14 protein-coding genes are annotated in these 17,336 nt (G+C 69.9%); 5 read left to right on the top strand and 9 right to left on the bottom strand.

Annotation, left to right across the window (positions count from 1 at the left end; genetic code table 11):
* Positions 1 to 798, top strand: a 798-nt coding sequence (locus VGD32_RS06800; RefSeq protein ID WP_331031146.1) for an OprO/OprP family phosphate-selective porin, incomplete at its 5' end; no start/stop codon positions are given.
* Between the two features lie 185 nt (positions 799 to 983).
* Here the strand turns inward: VGD32_RS06800 and VGD32_RS06795 are convergent.
* Complete coding sequence (locus VGD32_RS06795; protein ID WP_331031145.1) at positions 984 to 2,069, bottom strand: glycosyltransferase family 1 protein; 1,086 nt, start codon at positions 2,067 to 2,069, stop codon at positions 984 to 986.
* A 187-nt stretch (positions 2,070 to 2,256) separates the two neighbouring features.
* Between VGD32_RS06795 and putA the strand changes: the two genes are divergently transcribed.
* Positions 2,257 to 5,385, top strand: a complete 3,129-nt coding sequence (putA, locus tag VGD32_RS06790) for a bifunctional proline dehydrogenase/L-glutamate gamma-semialdehyde dehydrogenase PutA (protein ID WP_331031144.1) — start codon at positions 2,257 to 2,259, stop codon at positions 5,383 to 5,385.
* 109 nt (positions 5,386 to 5,494) lie between these two features.
* Here the strand turns inward: putA and VGD32_RS06785 are convergent, their stop codons facing one another.
* The 6 genes from VGD32_RS06785 to VGD32_RS06760 all read right to left on the bottom strand — a co-directional run bounded on the left by VGD32_RS06785 (position 5,495) and on the right by VGD32_RS06760 (position 11,807).
* Complete coding sequence (locus VGD32_RS06785) at positions 5,495 to 5,791, bottom strand: hypothetical protein (protein ID WP_331031143.1); 297 nt, start codon at positions 5,789 to 5,791, stop codon at positions 5,495 to 5,497.
* Positions 5,792 to 5,892: 101 nt separating this feature from the next.
* A complete protein-coding gene (locus VGD32_RS06780) occupies positions 5,893 to 6,126 on the bottom strand; it encodes a hypothetical protein (RefSeq protein WP_331031142.1) in 234 nt (77 codons plus the stop codon).
* A gap of 7 nt (positions 6,127 to 6,133) precedes the next feature.
* Positions 6,134 to 6,841, bottom strand: a complete 708-nt coding sequence (locus VGD32_RS06775) for a hypothetical protein (RefSeq protein ID WP_331031141.1) — start codon at positions 6,839 to 6,841, stop codon at positions 6,134 to 6,136.
* 132 nt (positions 6,842 to 6,973) lie between these two features.
* Positions 6,974 to 9,127, bottom strand: coding sequence for an SGNH/GDSL hydrolase family protein (locus VGD32_RS06770; RefSeq protein WP_331031140.1), 2,154 nt, complete (start codon positions 9,125 to 9,127; stop codon positions 6,974 to 6,976).
* 104 nt (positions 9,128 to 9,231) lie between these two features.
* Entirely contained in the window at positions 9,232 to 10,149 is a 918-nt protein-coding gene (locus VGD32_RS06765; protein WP_331031139.1) for a hydroxymethylglutaryl-CoA lyase, read from the bottom strand.
* Complete coding sequence (locus tag VGD32_RS06760; RefSeq protein WP_331031138.1) at positions 10,146 to 11,807, bottom strand: glycosyltransferase family 39 protein; 1,662 nt, start codon at positions 11,805 to 11,807, stop codon at positions 10,146 to 10,148. The genes VGD32_RS06765 and VGD32_RS06760 overlap by 4 nt, the downstream gene beginning before the upstream one ends.
* 78 nt (positions 11,808 to 11,885) lie before the next feature.
* Between VGD32_RS06760 and VGD32_RS06755 the strand changes: the two genes are divergently transcribed.
* Both VGD32_RS06755 and VGD32_RS06750 read left to right on the top strand, forming a co-directional pair.
* On the top strand, positions 11,886 to 12,614 hold the full coding sequence (locus tag VGD32_RS06755) for a glycosyltransferase family 2 protein (RefSeq protein ID WP_331031137.1): 729 nt from the start codon (positions 11,886 to 11,888) through the stop codon (positions 12,612 to 12,614).
* A gap of 113 nt (positions 12,615 to 12,727) precedes the next feature.
* On the top strand, positions 12,728 to 13,153 hold the full coding sequence (locus VGD32_RS06750) for a hypothetical protein (protein WP_331031136.1): 426 nt from the start codon (positions 12,728 to 12,730) through the stop codon (positions 13,151 to 13,153).
* A gap of 123 nt (positions 13,154 to 13,276) precedes the next feature.
* Here VGD32_RS06750 and VGD32_RS06745 read toward each other — a convergent pair whose 3' ends face one another.
* Complete coding sequence (locus VGD32_RS06745) at positions 13,277 to 14,023, bottom strand: phosphatase PAP2 family protein (RefSeq protein WP_331031135.1); 747 nt, start codon at positions 14,021 to 14,023, stop codon at positions 13,277 to 13,279.
* A gap of 277 nt (positions 14,024 to 14,300) precedes the next feature.
* Here VGD32_RS06745 and VGD32_RS06740 point away from each other — a divergent pair, with 277 nt between their 5' ends.
* Complete coding sequence (locus VGD32_RS06740; RefSeq protein ID WP_331031147.1) at positions 14,301 to 16,196, top strand: ribonucleoside-diphosphate reductase subunit alpha; 1,896 nt, start codon at positions 14,301 to 14,303, stop codon at positions 16,194 to 16,196.
* A gap of 4 nt (positions 16,197 to 16,200) precedes the next feature.
* Here the strand turns inward: VGD32_RS06740 and VGD32_RS06735 are convergent, their stop codons facing one another.
* Entirely contained in the window at positions 16,201 to 16,932 is a 732-nt protein-coding gene (locus tag VGD32_RS06735) for a hypothetical protein (protein WP_331031134.1), read from the bottom strand.
* Between the last annotated feature and the right edge of the window lie 404 nt (positions 16,933 to 17,336).

The following is a 17,336-nucleotide window of genomic DNA, read 5'->3' as shown; positions in this document are numbered from 1 at the left end:
TACACGACCTTCATGGAACGCGGGCCGTTCAATGACCTGATCGACGCCGGCCGGGTGATGACGCTGGCGGCGCGCACCGGCGGCGACAACTGGTCCGTCGCGGGCGGCGTGCATGGCGATTCGGTCAACGACGGCGCGCCGGGCGACGGCGACGAACAGCGCGGCGTCTTCGTCCGGGCCCACTTCGCCCCGGTCGTCACCGACGAGACGAAAATCCACCTCGGCGTCTGGGCCCGCGACCGCGACCGGCGGGACGATACGGCCTTCCGCTACCGCGTGCGCAACAACACCAATTTCGGCGCCCGCTACACCGACGCGGGCTCCTCGCCGCTGGGGGCTGGCGACGGCGATACCGCCATCGGCCTCGAGGCCGCCGCTGTCTGGCGGTCCTTCTCGGTCCAGGGCGAATGGGCGACTGTCGACGCCGACCTGACCGGCGGCGGCTCGGCGCGGGCGAATGCATACTACGTCTTCGCCTCCTTCTTCCCGACCGGCGAACAGCGCAAATACAAGCCCGCCGACGGCAAGTTCGACCGGGTCAGCATCCGCGAACCCGTGACCCGCGGCGGCATGGGCGCGGTCGAGCTGGCGGTCCGCTACGACGCCGCCGACCTGACCGAGTTCGCGGGCGTGGCCACGGCCGGCGAATATTCGGCGGTCACCCTCGGAGCCACTTGGTACCCGTGGTCCCACATCCGCTTCATGGCCAACTACACCGACGCCAGCAACGACGCCCAGGTCGCCGCCTCCGATGTCGACGTCCAGACGCTCCAGTTCCGGGCGCAGTTCGACTTCTAGGTCAGAGCGTCACCTCCCCGTCGGCGAAGGCCGATGGGAGGACAGATCGCGCAGCGATCAGGAGGGGGCGGCGCAGGGGGCAAGTGAATGGCGACAGGCTGGCCCACGCCTGCGCCGCCCCCTCCGGGTCGCCGCTCCGCGCCGACCGTCCTCCCCAATCGCCTTCGCTCATGGGGAGGTGAACCTTACGCCGCCGCCTTCTTCCGCAGCCGCGCGATCCGGCGCAGCCGCCGCCAGAACCGGCCGCGCTCCGGCTCCGGGTAGGGCTGCAGGTTCTCGACGAACTGCTCGGCCGAGGCCCGCCAGCTGAACTTCTCGGCGTAGCTGCGAACAGCCGCCCGGTCGCAATTCAGCGCCTCGAGACAGGCGGTCCGCAGGTCCTTGTCGATGGCCCCGGCGTTCGAGCCCGGGATGATGTCGATCGGCCCGTGCGCCGGATAGGCCGCCACCGGCGTGCCCGTGGCCATGGCCTCCAGGATCACCAGGCCGAAGGTGTCGGTCCAGCTGGGGAAGACGAAGACGTCGGCGTCGCGAAAACAGCGCGCCAGCTCCTCGCCGAAGCGCGCCCCGAGGAATTTCGCCTCCGGGTATTTCGCTTCCAGCTCGGCCCGCGCCGGCCCGTCGCCGACGACGATCTTCGTGCCCGGCAGGTCGGTCTGCAGGAAGGCTTCGATATTCTTCTCGACCGCCACCCGGCCGACGTTGAGGAAGAACGGGCGCGGCCAGTCCTTGCCGCCCAGCTCGTCGTAGATGCGCGGCAGGTCCGGATTGAACTGCTCCGTATCCACGCCGCGCGACCACGGCGAGACGTTGCGGAATCCGTGCGCCACCAGCTCGTCGCGCAGCGTCGGCGTGGCCACCATCAGCCGGCCCGACGGCTTGTGGAACCACTTCATATAGGCGTAGCCGACCTGCACCGGGATCGGGAACCGGGCCGAGACGTACTCGGGGAATTTGGTGTGGTAGCTGGTCGTGAACGGCAGCTTCCATTCCACGCAGATGCGCCGCGTGGCGATGCCGATCGGGCCCTCGGTGGCGATATGCACCGCCTCCGGCTCGAAGGCGCGCAGCCGTTCGCGGATCTCCTCCTCGGCTCCCAGCGCCAGCCGGATTTCCGGATAGGTCGGGCAGGGAATGGTCTTGAACTGGCTGGGCTCGATGACCTCGACCTCGTGGCCCATGGCGCGGCATTCCGCGATGGTCCGGGTCAGGGTGCGGACGACGCCGTTGACCTGGGGCTCCCAGGCGTCGGTGGCCAGAACGATGCGCATGAGGGCCGAAAGGCTCCGCCGTTGATCGGGACGCACGAATAGCCCTTCCCCCTTCATGGGGGAAGGGTCGGGATGGGGGCGCCGGCGGCGGCCGCATCAGGCGCTGTGCGCGGCGGCCAATCGGACGCAGTTCACCTCCAACCCCGGCCCTTCCCCCATCAAGGGGGAAGGGAGTAGAGGGAGCCGCATGGACGCACACGTTTCTCCGCCCCTTTCCCTGTCGCAGGACTGGGATGCGCTGGATCAGGGCAAGTTCGCGGATGAAACCGCCACGGTGCAGGGCCTGCTGGCCCGCATTCCGCTCGACGCCGGCGAGCGCGCCGCGGTCCTGAACAGCGCCGTCGACCTCGTCGAACGCGCCCGCGCCAGCGTCAAGAAACAGGGCGTGGTCGAAAGCTTCCTGCAGGAGTTCTCGCTCGGCACCCGCGAGGGCCTGGCCCTGATGTGCCTCGCCGAGGCCCTGCTGCGAACGCCCGACGAGGACACCCGCGACCGGCTGATCGCCGAGAAGATCGGCTCGGCCGACTGGGCCAGCCACCTGGGCCAGTCCGACAGCCTGTTCGTCAATGCGTCGACCTGGGGCCTGATGCTGACCGGCAAGCTGGTCGACGTCGATGAGGAGGCCAAGACCGACCTCCCCGGCTTCCTGCGCCGTATCGTCGGCCGGCTCGGCGAGCCGGTCATCCGCGAGGCCGTCGCCGCCGCCGTCCGCATCATGGGCGAGCAGTTCGTGGTTGGCCGCACCATCGAGGCGGCGCTGAAACGCTCCAACCGCGAAGGCTGGCTCTGCTCCTTCGACATGCTGGGCGAGGGCGCCCGCACCGCCGCCGACGCCGAGCGCTACGAGAAGATCTACGCCGACGCCATCGAGGCGGTGGGCAAGACCGCCAGGGGGCAGGGGCCCGAGGCCGGCCACGGCGTCTCGGTCAAGCTCTCGGCCCTGTCGCCCCGCTACGAGGCGACGCACGAGGCCCGCGTCTGGGACGAGCTCTACCCCCGCATCGTCCGCCTCGCCCGCATCGCCGCGAAATACGACATCAACTTCACCATGGACGCGGAGGAGGCCGACCGCCTCGCCCTGTCGCTGAAGCTGCTCGACCGGCTGGCGCACGAGCCCGACCTCGGCGGCTGGACCGGCCTCGGCCTCGCCGTCCAGGCCTATCAGAAGCGCTGCCCCGAGGTGATCCGCCGCGTCGCCGAACTGGCGAAGACGTCGGGTCGCCGCCTGATGGTCCGTCTGGTCAAGGGCGCCTACTGGGACACCGAGATCAAGCGGGCCCAGCAGTTCGGCCGCACCGACTATCCGGTCTTCACCACCAAGGCCGCGACCGACCTCAACTACCTCGTCTGCGCCCGCCTCATGATCGAGGCCGCGCCCCACATCTACAGCCAGTTCGCCACCCACAACGCCCATTCGCTCGCCGCCGTCTACAGGATGGCTTCGGAGCGGAGCGTGAAGATCGAGTTCCAGCGCCTGCACGGCATGGGCGAGGCCCTCTACGACGCCGCCCGCGACGCCTTCGGACCCGTCACGGTCCGCGCCTACGCCCCCGTCGGCGGCCACGAGGACCTGCTGCCCTATCTGGTGCGCCGCCTGCTCGAGAACGGCGCCAACTCCTCCTTCGTCCACGCCCTGCTCGACGAGCGTGTGCCCGCCTCCGCCGTCGCCGCCGACCCCATCTCCGCCGTCGAGGCCCACCCCGACCGCCACGCCAAGATTCCGACTCCCAAGGACATGTACATGGACCGCCAGAACTCGCTGGGCCGCGACTACTCCCAGGCCGCCGACCGCGAGCGGCACGCCCTCGCCCTCGAGAAGGTCGACAGCGAGAAGCTGACCTCCGGCCCGATCCTCGGCGGCAAGCTAAAGGCCGGGACCAACCCCCAGCCCGTCACCAATCCCTTCGACACCACCCAGGTGCTGGGCCACGTCTCGGAAGCCACCGAGGCCGACATCGACGCCGCCGTCGATCTCGCCGCCCGCGCCCAGGTGAAGTGGGACCGCATCGGCGGCGGCGGCCGCGCCCCGATCCTGCGCGCGATGGGCGATGCGCTCGAGGCCGACATGGACCGCCTCGTCGCCCTGCTCAGCCGCGAGGCCGGCAAGACCCTCAACGACGGCGTCGCCGAGGTGCGCGAGGCCGCCGACTTCTGCCGCTACTACGCCATGCTGGCCGAGCGCGACTTCGGCGGCCCGCGGGAGCTCAAGGGCCCCGTCGGCGAGATCAACCAGCTGGTCCTGCACGGCCGCGGCGTCTTCGCCTGCATCAGTCCGTGGAATTTCCCGCTGGCCATCTTCACCGGCCAGATCGCCGCCGCCCTCGCCGCCGGCAACGCCGTCCTGGCCAAGCCCGCCGAACAGACGCCGCTGATCGCCGCCGAAGCCGTGCGCCTCTACTACAAGGCGGGCCTTAACCCCGACCTGCTGGCCCTCGTCCCCGGCCGGGGCGAGACCGTCGGCGCGAAACTGGTCAGCCACCCCGGCGTCGACGGCGTCGCCTTCACCGGCGGCACCGACACCGCCACCCTGATCAACCGCTCGCTGGCCAGCCGCCCCGGCCCGATCATCCCCTTCATCGCCGAGACCGGCGGCCTCAACGGCATGTTCGTCGACACTACGGCGCTGAAGGAGCAGGTCATCGACGACGTCATCCTGTCGGCTTTCGGCTCGTCGGGTCAGCGCTGCTCGGCCCTGCGCCTGCTCTACGTCCCGCACGACGCCGCCGACGCCCTGATCGAGGGGCTCAAGGGCGCGCTCGCGGCCCAGGTCGTCGGCGACCCCGCCGATCCCGCCACCGACATCGGCCCGGTCATCGACGCCGACGCGAAGGCGATGCTGGAGGATCACCTCAAGCGGCTCGAAGGCGACGCGAAGATCGTCGCCCGCGCCGACCTGCCCGCGGGCGCGGACAGGGGCCACCTGTTCGCCCCGACCATCGCCGAGGTCCCGACCCCCGACTATCTCGAGCGCGAGGTGTTCGGCCCCATCCTGCACGTCTGCCGCTACGAGCCGTCGAAACTGAAGCAGACGGCGGCGAAGCTGGCCCAGCGCGGCTACGGCCTGACCCTCGGCGTGCACAGCCGCATCGAGGCCTTCGCCGACGAGGTCGCCCGCCTGGTTCCCGCTGGCAACGTCTACATCAACCGCTCGATCATCGGGGCGGTGGTCGGCGTCCAGCCCTTCGGCGGCGAGGGCCTGTCCGGCACCGGCCCCAAGGCCGGCGGTCCGTACAGCCTGATCCGCTACGCCGCCGAAAAGGCCATCAGCAACAACATCTCCGCCCAGGGCGGCGACCCGGCCCTGCTGAACCTTTGAGCGAGTCCGGGCCGGGGGCCCGGAACGCCTTGCCCGGACTGAGGGCCCGGCGCCTCTCCGTCGGCCAGAACCCGGACACCCTCTGCCTGATCGGCGCCGAACCGGCCGCCTAGTGGAATATCCCCACCGCCCCCTCGATCCAGATCAGGGCCACGATGGCGACGACCAGCAGGGCGAAGCTGATGCGGATCACGGGATTGCGCACGCGCCACGCGACCAGCTCGATCAGGGCCGCGCCGCCGATCAGCAGCACGCCGGCGAAGACGAAGTCGCTCGTGGTCCAGTTGACCTCCTCGGTGAACCGCATGGCGACCGCCGGAGTCAGCATCACCAGGGCGACCGCGCCCCACCCCATCAGCCGCAGCGTTCGCCACAGCCGGTCCAGATCGTCGTTCGTCACGTTCATCGGGTCTCTCCAGTCGTCATCGACACGCAGACCATGGCGCACCCGCCCGTGAACGGCATGAGCGAAATCTGAGCAGTCGCTGAAAAACGCGCCGGCCCGGCTCACTTCATTGAACCGGCCCAGGCCGAGCGTCTGTGCCGCGCTCGCCTGATCCGCAGTTCCCGGTTGACCCGCACCTGCACCATACGGACCGCCAACAGCCAGAGCACGGCCCCCGTGACCGGCATGGCCCAGACCTTCCACCCTTCGCCGTAGCCGAATGCCGAGGCCAGCAGGAAGGCTGATCCGGTGAAGGTCAGCAGCAGGAATCCGAGAACGGTCAGCCCGTCGCGCATGATCGCCCTAATCAGCACCGGGCCCCGCCACATAGATGGTGCAGGTCGAGGCGCCGCCGGTCAGCGGATTGTCGAACGCCACCACCTCCGCCCGCGCCTCCGTGAACACCGCCGCCAGCACGGCGAGAAATTCATCGTCCGGCCCCTCGTCCGACCACATCGCGAACACGCCCCGCGCCGTCATCGCCTCGCGCAGACGCCCCAGCCCCTCCGGCGTGTAGAAGCGCGCGTGGTCCGGGTGCAGCAACTGGCGCGGCGAATGGTCGATGTCGAGCAGCACGAGGTCGTAGCGCTCGCCCGCAGGCCGGGCCTCGTCGAACCAGCCGAAGAAGTCCCCGTGCGACAGGACGCAGCGCGGCTCCGTCCCGAGGCTGTCGCCGATCGGCACGAGGCCGGCCCGGTGCCATTCGATCACCGGCTCCAGGGCGTCGACCACCTCCACCGAGGCCACCCTCGGATCGGCCAGCGCCGCGCGCGCCGTATAGCCGAGGCCCAGCCCGCCGACGAGCACGCGCAGCCTCTCCCCGGCCGCCGCCGCCAGTCCGCGCACCGCCAGCTCGGTCTCACCGACCGTGAACAGGCTCGACATCAGGTGCTCGTCGCCGAGGATCACCTCGACGACTTCCTGGTCGATGGCGGCGACCCACCGCCGCCGCAGCACCAGCGGCCCCATGGCCGTGGGGCGGTAGTCCAGTTCCTCGATCAGCCGCCCCATGCCGTTCCTTCCCGCTGCCCGGCGCGTCAGCCGCCGGCCAGCCGCGCCGCTCCGGCGTCCGCCGCACCACCCCCTGCTAGACAGACCGGGACCGGCTGGCAACGCGATCGGGGGCGGCCGCCGGTCGGACGGTCAATCCCATCCGGGGTGAGGCGCGGCGTGGGTGAACCCCCATTGCCGGGCGTCGCAGACGTATCCGGCCTTGAGGCCATCAGGGCCGGCCCGCCTCACATCATCCACCAGCTGCGGGCCATAGGTCAGCTCCGGCCGGTCCCGGACCAGTGAGGTCAGGATGGCGGACGCATAGTTGCAGTGGCCGAACAGGTTGGGGTGAACCGGCCCCGTGGTGCCCCAGATGGACGGCTCCGCCACCATCTCCGCGAAGGTGGAACCCTCCTCGATCTCCCGGCGAAGCTCCAGAACCGGCATGCTCTGCGGCGCCGGCAGGCAGCTCTGCTGTTCGGGGTAGCGGACGAAACACCCCCGCGAGGCGTCCCAGATCACCCGGGTCCCGACCGGCAGGTTGAACAGATTGTCCGGTCGCAGGATCACCAGATTGCCCAGCGGCCGGCCGGTGTCGTACCGCCGGCCCTGATCCCAGTAGGAGTCCAGCAGGGTGTTGTAATAGCGGTGGTGGCTGCAATAGCCGTTCGTCTTCGCGTTCCTGACGTGGGTGGCGACCACGGCCCAGCCGTGATCCTCCGCGGCCGCCGAGATGGCCTGGTTCAGCGGATCGAGGAACTTCTCCTGCGCCTGGCCGGACGCCGTCCGGTCCATGCCGAGGCCCGGCAGGGACGCCAGCACGCCCGGCACGAACCCCGGGCGTCCGTCCCAGGGCTCGTCATGACAGGCCACCGCCTGCTCGGGCCTCGCCTGTCCCGCGGGAACGCCGTCGGGCTCGCGCATCACGAAATTCGGGTAGTGGGTGATGAACACCCGCCGCGCCCCGACCCCTGACAGCGGCCTGATGGCTTCGGCGAGCTCGTCGTACTGGCTGCGCAGGGTGGTCCTGTTCTGGGTCGAGGACGGTCCCGAGATGCGGTCGAGGATACGGTCGCCCATGCACTCGACCCGTTCGAGTCCGAAGCACGGCACATTGCGCGCGGACTGGACCCAGCTCGTCTGGTCGAAACTGGCGTAGGGCCGCCAGTCATTGACCTGTTCCAGACCGCCCGCGCCGGGATCGACCCCCAGGTCCACCGAGGTGCTGCCTTCGTCCGCGAGCGCCGAAACGATGCTGGCGAAGCCGATATCGTTGCCGCCGATTGAGACGATGATGACGTCGGGTTGGATCAGGCGCCCGTCGACGGTCAGGTCCGACTGGGCCTGACGAAGCTGCGAAAGCGGAACGTCGTGAAGCTGGGGCCTGGCGGTCGCCACCCGCAGGTTTTCGAAGGCCGCGCCGCGAATACCGAACGCCGCATACTGCCGGCGGATGTCCGCCGTGGTCTCCAGCTGCGACCAGGGGGTGACGAGACCGTCCGCTATGGACGCTCCGGAGCAGCCGTAGTGAAGCAGGGTCACCGAGGCGTGGGGATTGCTCCGCGCCAGAAAGGCTGCGGTCAGGGCCGGCCCGGACATCAGCGAGCGGTGACAGCGCGCGTCGAGCCAGGCGGCCGGCTCGCCGCCCACGCGCCACTGCCGGTGAGGGTTTCCCTCGCCCGCGGAGAAGGAATCCCCCAGGGCGACGATGACGATATCGCGAACCAGCAGGGTCGTTTCCGCGACCGCGCCGTCCGAAAGGCGCAGGGCCCGGACCGCCGTCTCCTCGCCGACCACCACGGGCACGCTTCGCGAGCAGTCCGCCGTGTCCTCGACCCCGCCTATGGTCCAGCGGCACTGGCCCTCGCCGAAGCGCAGCCTGACCGTGCGGGACCGATCCGCGATCCAGTCGGATCCGTCGCCCCGGCATATGGGCGATGCGCGGTCGCGGCACCGGTAGCTGTTCGCGCCCGGGTCATAGTTGACGGCGTAGTTCGGCGGCGTTTGTTCGTCGCGCTGGTGCAGAAGGTCGGTCTCACGGAAGTTCGCGACCGGGCCGCTGCTCTCCTCCGCCTTGTGCCAGTGGCGATACTCCTCGATGTAGGCCGCGAGGTCCTGCTCGAAGCGGTCCTGTTCGTCCTGGCCGGCGAGCAGCCTGTGCCGGTTCTCGACCTCCCAGGTGAGGCCCGCCGTCTGCCCGCCGGCGTCCAGGGGTTCCATCTCCGGAAGAAGCGAGCGGGTATAGGAACAACCGCCGACACTCACCGCGACCGCGGCCAGAAAACCCGTAGCAAGCCGCTTCATGGAGCCCTCCCGCCCAGACGGGATCACCCTAGCATCGACCGCCGCATTCGCAACCCAGCGTTATGGGAACGATTCGCGACACGGTTTCGGGGAGGGCCCCGGCCTCACCCCTTCGGCCATCCCCCCGCCCGGCTCAGCGCGCTGGGCGCCGGCCGGCCGATCCTTTCGCCGATCCAGCGCGCCGTCGCGATCAGGGCGTCGAGGTCGTAGCCGGTCTCGAAGCCCGCCCGCTCCAGCATGTAGACGAGGTCCTCGGTGGCGATGTTGCCGGTGGCGCCCGGCGCGAACGGACAGCCGCCGATGCCGCCGACCGAGGCGTCCAGCACGTCCACGCCCGCCTCGACGCCCGCATATGCATTCGCCAGCCCCGTGTTGCGCGTGTCGTGGAAATGCAGCCGCAGCAGCGCCTCCGGCGCCGCCTTGCGCGCCGCCTCGACCACCCGGGTCACGGCCCACGGATCGCCCACGCCGATGGTGTCCGCCAGGGCGATCTCCCTGACGCCCAGCGCGCCGATGCGGCCGACCAGATCGGCCACCTGGTCCGTCGACACCTCGCCGTCGAACGGACAGCCCCAGACGCAGCTGAGGGTGGCCGAAAGCGACGGCCCCGCCCCGGCCCCGCCTTCCGAATTGGCCCGGCCGGTCAGGATGTCGGACAGCATCGACACCTGCTGGTCGACGCCCATGCCCTGGTTCTTCAGCCCGAAGCCGTCGGTGGCCGACATGGCGACATTGACCTCGTCGACCGCCGTGCCCAGCGCCCGGTCGTAGCCCTTGCCGTTCAGCACCAGGCCGATGCGGCTGCGTCCCGCCTCATGAGGCAGGGCCGCCATGACCTCCTCGGCCCCGGCCATCTGCGGCACGTATTTCGGGTGCACGAAGCTGACCGCCTCGATGCGCCGCGCCCCCGCCGCCTCCAGCCGCCGCACCAGATCGACGCGGACGGCGGGTTCCAGCACGGCCTTTTCGTTCTGCAGCCCGTCGCGCGGGCCGACCTCGACGATGGTGATGCGCCGGCTCACCGTCGGGTCGCTCCCGCCGGGGCGTAGACCGTCAGGCTGACGTCGTCGCCCCGCGAATAGTTGTGGCCGTTGACCACCCCGACCGCCCGGCCGGTCACGCCGAGTTCGGCGGAGGCGGCGCGGAAGGCGTCGGCGTCGCGCGCCTCGACGATCACCGGCCGCCCCTCGGCCAGGGCCTTCGCCGCGCCGGCCGCGTCGGCCAGCTCGGTCTCGCGACCGGTCAGGAAGACGAAGCTGGGCTCGTGGAAGCCGGTGATGGCCACCGGCCCCGGGCGGCCCTGACGCGGATGCAGATCGGCCCGCTCCAGCACCTGCTGCAGCTGCGGCGCCACGGCCAGCGGACGCAGCTGCCGGATGGTCCCCGCCAGGCCCGCATGGGCCACCAGTCCCAGCGCGATGGCCGCGACCACCGCCGTCACGGCCGCCCGGTGCAGCAGCAGGAAGGCCCCGATCAGCGCCGCCAGCGCCGCGAAGACGATGGTGATGGTCGCCCAGGTCTGGGCCGTCGAGCGCCCGTATTCGGTCAGGCCGTAGACGGTGATCGCCACGATGACGAAGCCGCTGACAAGCGACAGCACCGCCCCGGAATAGCGCGACAGCGAGCCGATGGGCCGGGTCAGGGCCGCCGCCGCCAGCAGCGCCAGTGCGCCATAGGTGGGCAGGGAATAGTGGACCAGCTTGGTCGGCGTCAGCTCGAAGATCAGCCACGCCGGAACCAGCCAGCAGACCAGGAACCGCACCGCCGGCTCGGCCCGCCTGTGCCAGGCCGTCGACAGCGCCGCCGGCAGCAGCAGGACGGCCGGGAAGAACATGACGATCAGCCCGAGCAGGAAATAGCCGGGAGGCGCGCCATGGCTCTCGTGCCCGCCGGAGATCTTCGGCGCCAGGTCGCCCATGATGGCTTCCCGCCAGAAGCCGCCGTCGGTGGCGATGGTGATGGCGATGGCCCACGGCCCGACGATCAACGCCGTCAGCGGCAGGCCCCAGCCCCAGCCCAGCCGCCCGAGCCATTTGACGTCCCGGTCCCACAGCGACAGCAGCAGGATGGCCGGGACCACGACGATCAGACCTATGGGGCCCTTGATCAGGATCGACAGCCCCAGCCCCAGCCAGAACAGCAGCTTGTGCGGCCGCCGCGGCGCCTCCCCCGCCCGGGTCGCCAGATAGATCCGCGCCAGCCCGGCCATGGCCATGGTCACGGCGGCGCACAGCATGGCGTCGGTCTTGGCGATCCCCGCCTCGGTCGACAGCAGGAAGGTGGCCCCCAGAATGGCTCCGGCGAGGAATCCGGCGCGCTGACCGAACATCGCCGCCCCCGCCCAGGCGCAGGCGGCCGCCGCCAGCATGGCGCCGAGGAAGGAGGGGATGCGGTAAGGCTGGATATCGCGCGCCTCGACGCTGGACGTCGCCGCCACCGCCGCGGCCTGCATCCAGTAGATTCCGACCGGCTTCTTCCAGCGCGGGTCGTCCTGGAAGCGGATGTCGACGTAGTCGCCGCTCTCCAGCATCTGCGACGTGGCCTGGGCATAGCGGCTCTCGTCGCGGTCCAGCGGCGGCAGCAGCATCAGCACCGGCAGGCCGGCGAACAGGGCGACGAGGGCCGCCATCACGGGGCCCCGCCAGCCGGCGATGAATCGGTCGAGATCGGGGCGCATCATGTTCATCTTCCTAACACGCCCCTTCGCGCCGCGTCAGCATCCCTCCCGCCCGGCCGAGAAACCCGCTAGACAGCGCCCATGATCGAGCAGACTCCCGACATCTCCGTCGTCGTTCCCGTTCATGACGAGGAAGGCGCCGCCGGCCCGCTGGCGCGCGAGATCGCCGCCGCCTTCGCCGGCCGGTCGTACGAGATGGTGTTCGTCGACGACGCCTCGCGCGACGGCACCCTCGCCGAGCTGCGCGGCCTGATGGCCGAGCTTCCGGCCCTGCGCGTGCTCAGCCACGGCTCAAACGCCGGCCAGAGCCGCGCCGTCCGCACCGGCGTGCTGGCCGCGCGCGGGCCCATCGTCGTCACCCTCGACGGCGACGGCCAGAACCCGCCCGCCGACGCGCCGCGCCTCGCCGACCTGCTGGCCGCCTCGCCTCCGACCGTGGCCCTCGTCGGCGGCGTCCGCGCCCGCCGGCAGGACTCCGAAGCCAAGCGCTGGGCTTCCCGCTGGGCCAATCGCATCCGCAAGCGCCTGCTCTCGGACGACGCCGACGACACCGGCTGCGGGCTCAAGGCCTTCCGCCGCGACGTCTTCCTGCGCCTCCCCTATTTCGATCACATCCACCGCTACCTGCCGGCGCTGATGATCCGCGAGGGCTACGAGAACCGCTATCTCGAGGTCGGACACCGGCACCGCGAGACCGGGCGGTCGAAATACACCAACTGGGGCCGGCTGCTTGCCTCCTTCTCCGATCTGCTCGGCGTCATGTGGCTGAAGTCGCGCTCCCGGCGCCCCGGGGCCGTCGCCGAATTCTGAGCCTTCCCCCGTCAGGCGAGCAACCGTAGCGGTACGGAGCGAACGGGGGTATTCATCGTTAACAAGCGCGACCGTACCGGCGCGCCCGCGTCCGTCGTTCTGGAGCCACAGCCATGCTCGTCGCCCTGCCGCTGCTCGTGATTCCCGTGGTGCTGTACAACATCGTGGTCCTGACCGGCCTGCTCGGCGGGGCCGGGGTCGTCGGCACGGACGGCAATCTGCGCGACATCCTGTTCACCATCCCGATGGCCTCGGGAGCGGGCTGGAGCGTCGGCGTCGGCGACATGATCCTGTTCCTGTCGCTGATCCTGCTGTTCTTCGAACTGCTCAAGTCGACCTCCAGCCAGAAGGTCGCCATCGTCAACCACGCCCTGTCGATGATCCTGTTCGTGGTCTGCCTGGTGGAGTTCCTGCTGATCAAGGGGTTCGCCACCTCGACCTTCTTCCTGATCGTGACCATGGTCATGCTGGACGTGCTCGCCGGCTTCATCGTCACCATCATCTCGGCCCGCAAGGACCTGGAGTTCGGCGCGGGCTAGGAGTCAGGCAACAGGCAGCAGGCAGCAGGGTTTGAGCGGACCGACCCAGGCCCGAGCGCCCTCATCCTTTCCCGGGCGACGTCGCCGCCTGCTGCCTGTTGCCTGTTGCCTGTTGCCTAAGCCCTACCCCTCATCCACCGGCAGCACATGCGGCGCCTGCGGGTGGCCCTGCTGGCGCCGCTGCACCGCATAGGCGGCCAGCCACAGCGCCATGGCCCAGGCCGCCCCGACGCTCCATCCGGCCAGCACGTCGGTGGCCCAGTGCGCGGCCAGATAGACCCGCGTCAGCCCGACGATCAGCGTCAGCAGCACCGCCACCCCGATGATGTAGGCCTTGAACCGCTTCTGGGGGAAGGCGCGGGTCAGCATCACCCCGATGCTCAGATAGAACACCGCCGACAGCAGGCTGTGGCCCGAGGGGAAGCTGGCGCTCATCGTCTCCACGGCCCGCAGCGCCTCCGGCGGCCGCTCCCGTCCGAACAGGGCCTTCAGCCCCTCGCTCAGACCGACGCCGCCCATCAGACCCAGCGCCAGCAGCAGGGCCGACAGCCGCTTGCGCTGCAGGATCAGGAAACCCGTGACGATCACCGCCAGCAGACTCAGCACCGCCGTGCCGCCCAGGGCGGTCAGGTCCATGGCCGCCGTCTCCAGCCAGCCCGGCCCCCACGGGTCGGCCATCGATCCCGGCCGCATCGCCTCCAGAACGCCCTGGTCGAAGGCGCGGCCGTCCGTCTCGGTCATGTCGTCGGCCAGTTCGACAAAGGTCATCACGCCCAGGGCGACGATGAACAGGGCGCTCACCGCGGCGATTTCCGTGCGCGCGATGCGAAGGGCGCGACGGGTGAAGGCGGCGATCCGGTCAGGCGTCATCGGGCCGAAACGGTCCCGCTTGCGGGACGTTCCCCTCACGCGTTCGTGATGGCGTTTTCGACTCCGCCGCGGCGCCTCTGTCATGCTGTCGTCGCGGCCTGTCCACAGTCTCATCCCCCGCCTTGAAGCCGATTCGCCCAGAAAGTGATCGTCAACCCCGTTGACGGGTCGTTAGCCATCTGCGCCCCATATGTGGGCTTGGGGAGCGCTTCGGCCACTAGATGATGTGGTCAGCGGCGCGAGCGACTTAACAGACCAGTTCAGGGCAGTGACCATTATGGCCGGCGGCGAAGCGTTGAAGACAGTGGATTTCCAGTCGGTTGCGGCCGCGGACGCCGCTGATCGACCCCACCTGAAGGTGGTGCCCTCGATCCAGCTCGACCGGTCGCGCGACGACCTCCTGACCGACTTCGGCAAGAAGACGCTCGAGGATCGCTACCTGCTTCCCGGCGAGAGCTATCAGGACATGTTCGCCCGGGTCGCCACGGCCTACGCCGACGACCCGGCCCTGAATCCGGGCCACGCCCAGCGCGTCTACGACTATATGTCCAAGCTGTGGTTCATGCCGGCCACCCCGGTGCTGTCCAACGGCGGCGCCGACCGCGGCCTGCCCATCTCCTGCTTCCTCAACGCCGTCGGCGACAGCCTCGACGGCATCCAGAGCGTCTGGAACGAGAACGTCGCCCTGGCCTCGAACGGCGGCGGCATCGGCACCTACTGGGGCGGCGTCCGCTCCATCGGCGAGAAGGTCAAGGGCGCCGGCCAGACCTCGGGCATCATCCCCTTCATCCGCGTCATGGATTCGCTGACCCTGGCGATCTCGCAAGGGTCCCTGCGCCGCGGCTCGGCCGCCGTCTACCTCGACATCCACCACCCCGAGATCGAGGAGTTCCTCGAGATCCGCAAGCCGTCGGGCGACTTCAACCGCAAGTCCCTGAACCTGCACCACGGCATCAACATCACCGACGAATTCATGTTCGCGGTCCGCGACGGCAAGACCTTCGACCTGAAGTCGCCCAAGAACGGCGAGGTGCTCAAGACCGTCGACGCCCGCACCCTGTGGCAGAAGATTCTCGAGATCCGCCTGCAGACCGGCGAGCCCTATCTGATCTTCTCCGACACGGTGAACCGCCAGATGGCGCCGCACCAGCGCGAGCTGGGCCTGTCGGTCAAACAGTCGAACCTGTGCGCCGAGATCATGCTGCACACCGGCCGCGACCACCTCGGCGTCGACCGCACCGCGGTCTGCTGCCTGTCCTCGGTCAACGCCGAGACCTTCCTCGAATGGCGCGAGGAGCCGAAATTCGTCGAGGACGTGATGCGCTTCCTCGACAATGTGCTCGAGGACTTCATCCGCCGCGCCCCGCCGGCCATGGCCGCGGCCGTCTATTCGGCGAAGCGCGAGCGTTCCGTCGGCCTCGGCCTGATGGGCTTCCATTCCTTCCTGCAGCAGCAGGGCGTGGCCTTCGAGTCGGCCATGGCCAAGTCGTGGAACATGCGGCTGTTCAAGCACCTGCGCCGCGAGGCCGACAAGGCCAGCCGCCTGCTCGCCGAGGAGAAGGGGCCCTGTGAGGACGCGGCCGAGCGCGGCGTCATGGAGCGCTTCAGCCACAAGCTGGCCATCGCCCCGACCGCCTCGATCTCGATCATCTGCGGCGGCACGTCGGCGGGCATCGAGCCGATCCCGGCCAACATCTACACCCACAAGACCCTGTCCGGCTCCTTCGCGGTCAAGAACCCCTATCTGGAGAAGGTGCTGGGCGAGAAGGGCATCGACACCTCGGAGGTGTGGAACTCGATCCTTGAGCACGAAGGTTCGGTCCAGCACCTCGACCAGCTCAGCGAGGATGAGAAGGCCGTCTTCAAGACCGCCTTCGAGTTGGACCAGCGCTGGGTCGTCGAACTGTCGGCCGACCGCGCCCCGGAGATCTGCCAGGCCCAGTCGATCAACCTGTTCATCCCGGGCGACGTCGACAAATGGGACCTGCACATGCTGCACTGGCGCGCCTGGGAGACCGGCGTGAAGTCGCTCTACTACCTGCGCTCCAAGTCGGTGCAGCGCGCCGCCTTCGCCGGCGCCGAGACCAAGGCCGAGGAAGAGCCTGACCCCAACCAGCCCGACCTCTTCAGCGCCGCCCGCACCGACTACGACGAGTGCCTCGCCTGCCAGTGAGGCGTCAGCGCCGCATCGCCCCGATCCGCGCCTGAAGCGGCGTCTGCGGCAGGCTGGCCATCGTCAGCCGCCCGTCCCGATCCTGGTCCAGGGCGAGGAACCAGCGCCCGGTCGCCGCCGCCCATTCCTCCGCCGTGACCCGCTGGTCGACATTGACGTCGGCGGCCTTCACCGGCTGGGGCAGGTTGAAGAATCCGGCCTCGGCCACCGGTCCGTAGCCGCCGGCCCGCGGACCCGCCCCGCGACGCCGGCGCGGCCCTCCGCCCGGAGGACCATCCTGCGCCGCCGGCCCCGCCAGCGTCATGGGCGCGGACTGTTCGCCGCCGTCTTCCGCACCGACCCGCCCGGGCCGACGGCCCTGATCGGGGCCCCGCGCGAGGAGCCGCAGGCGGGCCTCGTAGGCGGCGAGTTCCGCCTGATCCAGACGTCCGGTGCGGTCCTGGTCCAGCTGGCCGAACCAGCGGCGGCCGTCAGCCGCGAACTCCTCGAAGGTCACGGCCTGATCGAGGTCGATGTCCGCGCCGATGAACCAGTCCGACACCGGCCAGGGCTCGCCCGGCTCGGCCATGAAGGGTTCGCCGAAGGGGCTGATGAACATGGCGGTGCGGGGCGGCGCGTCCCCGGGGCCGCCCGGCCTCCCCGGCGGACCGCCCGCGCAGGCCACGGTCATCATGGCCGTGGCGAGCACGGAGGTCCGGACGAGAGTGCGGGCCGGGTGTGCGGTGATCGGGATCATGGGCGTCTCGCGGAGGGATGATCGCCAAGATCTGATCGGGCAATTGGACCCGCCGAGGGCGGGGTTGTTTCAGGATCGAAACGAAGGAGCGGTCTTGCCAGTCCCTTCTCCCCCTGCGGAGGGCCGGTCGCTGTGCTGACAATCCGGGAATCCATAGTCGGATTGCGCGGATAATCCCCCGCCTTTCCAGACACATCGCCTTTTCTCGAACCTGTTTCCCGAGCACGCCCGATCCCGGGCGCATAATAGGGGCATCCCGTTGATGGGGAGGGCGTCGGATCCACGCTCTCGACGACGGCGGGCTGTGGTCGAGCGATGAAGCCCGGGCGATGGAGAGTCCGGGGGTCCTCGCGGACAGGGATGGATCCTGCCCGCTTGCTCGCCGCGCGCCTTGAGGTGCGGTC

The sequence above is a fragment of the Brevundimonas sp. genome (assembly GCF_036402095.1).
In the GTDB taxonomy this organism is placed as follows: Bacteria; Pseudomonadota; Alphaproteobacteria; order Caulobacterales; family Caulobacteraceae; genus Brevundimonas.
This window is presented reverse-complemented; position numbering and strand designations above follow the sequence as displayed.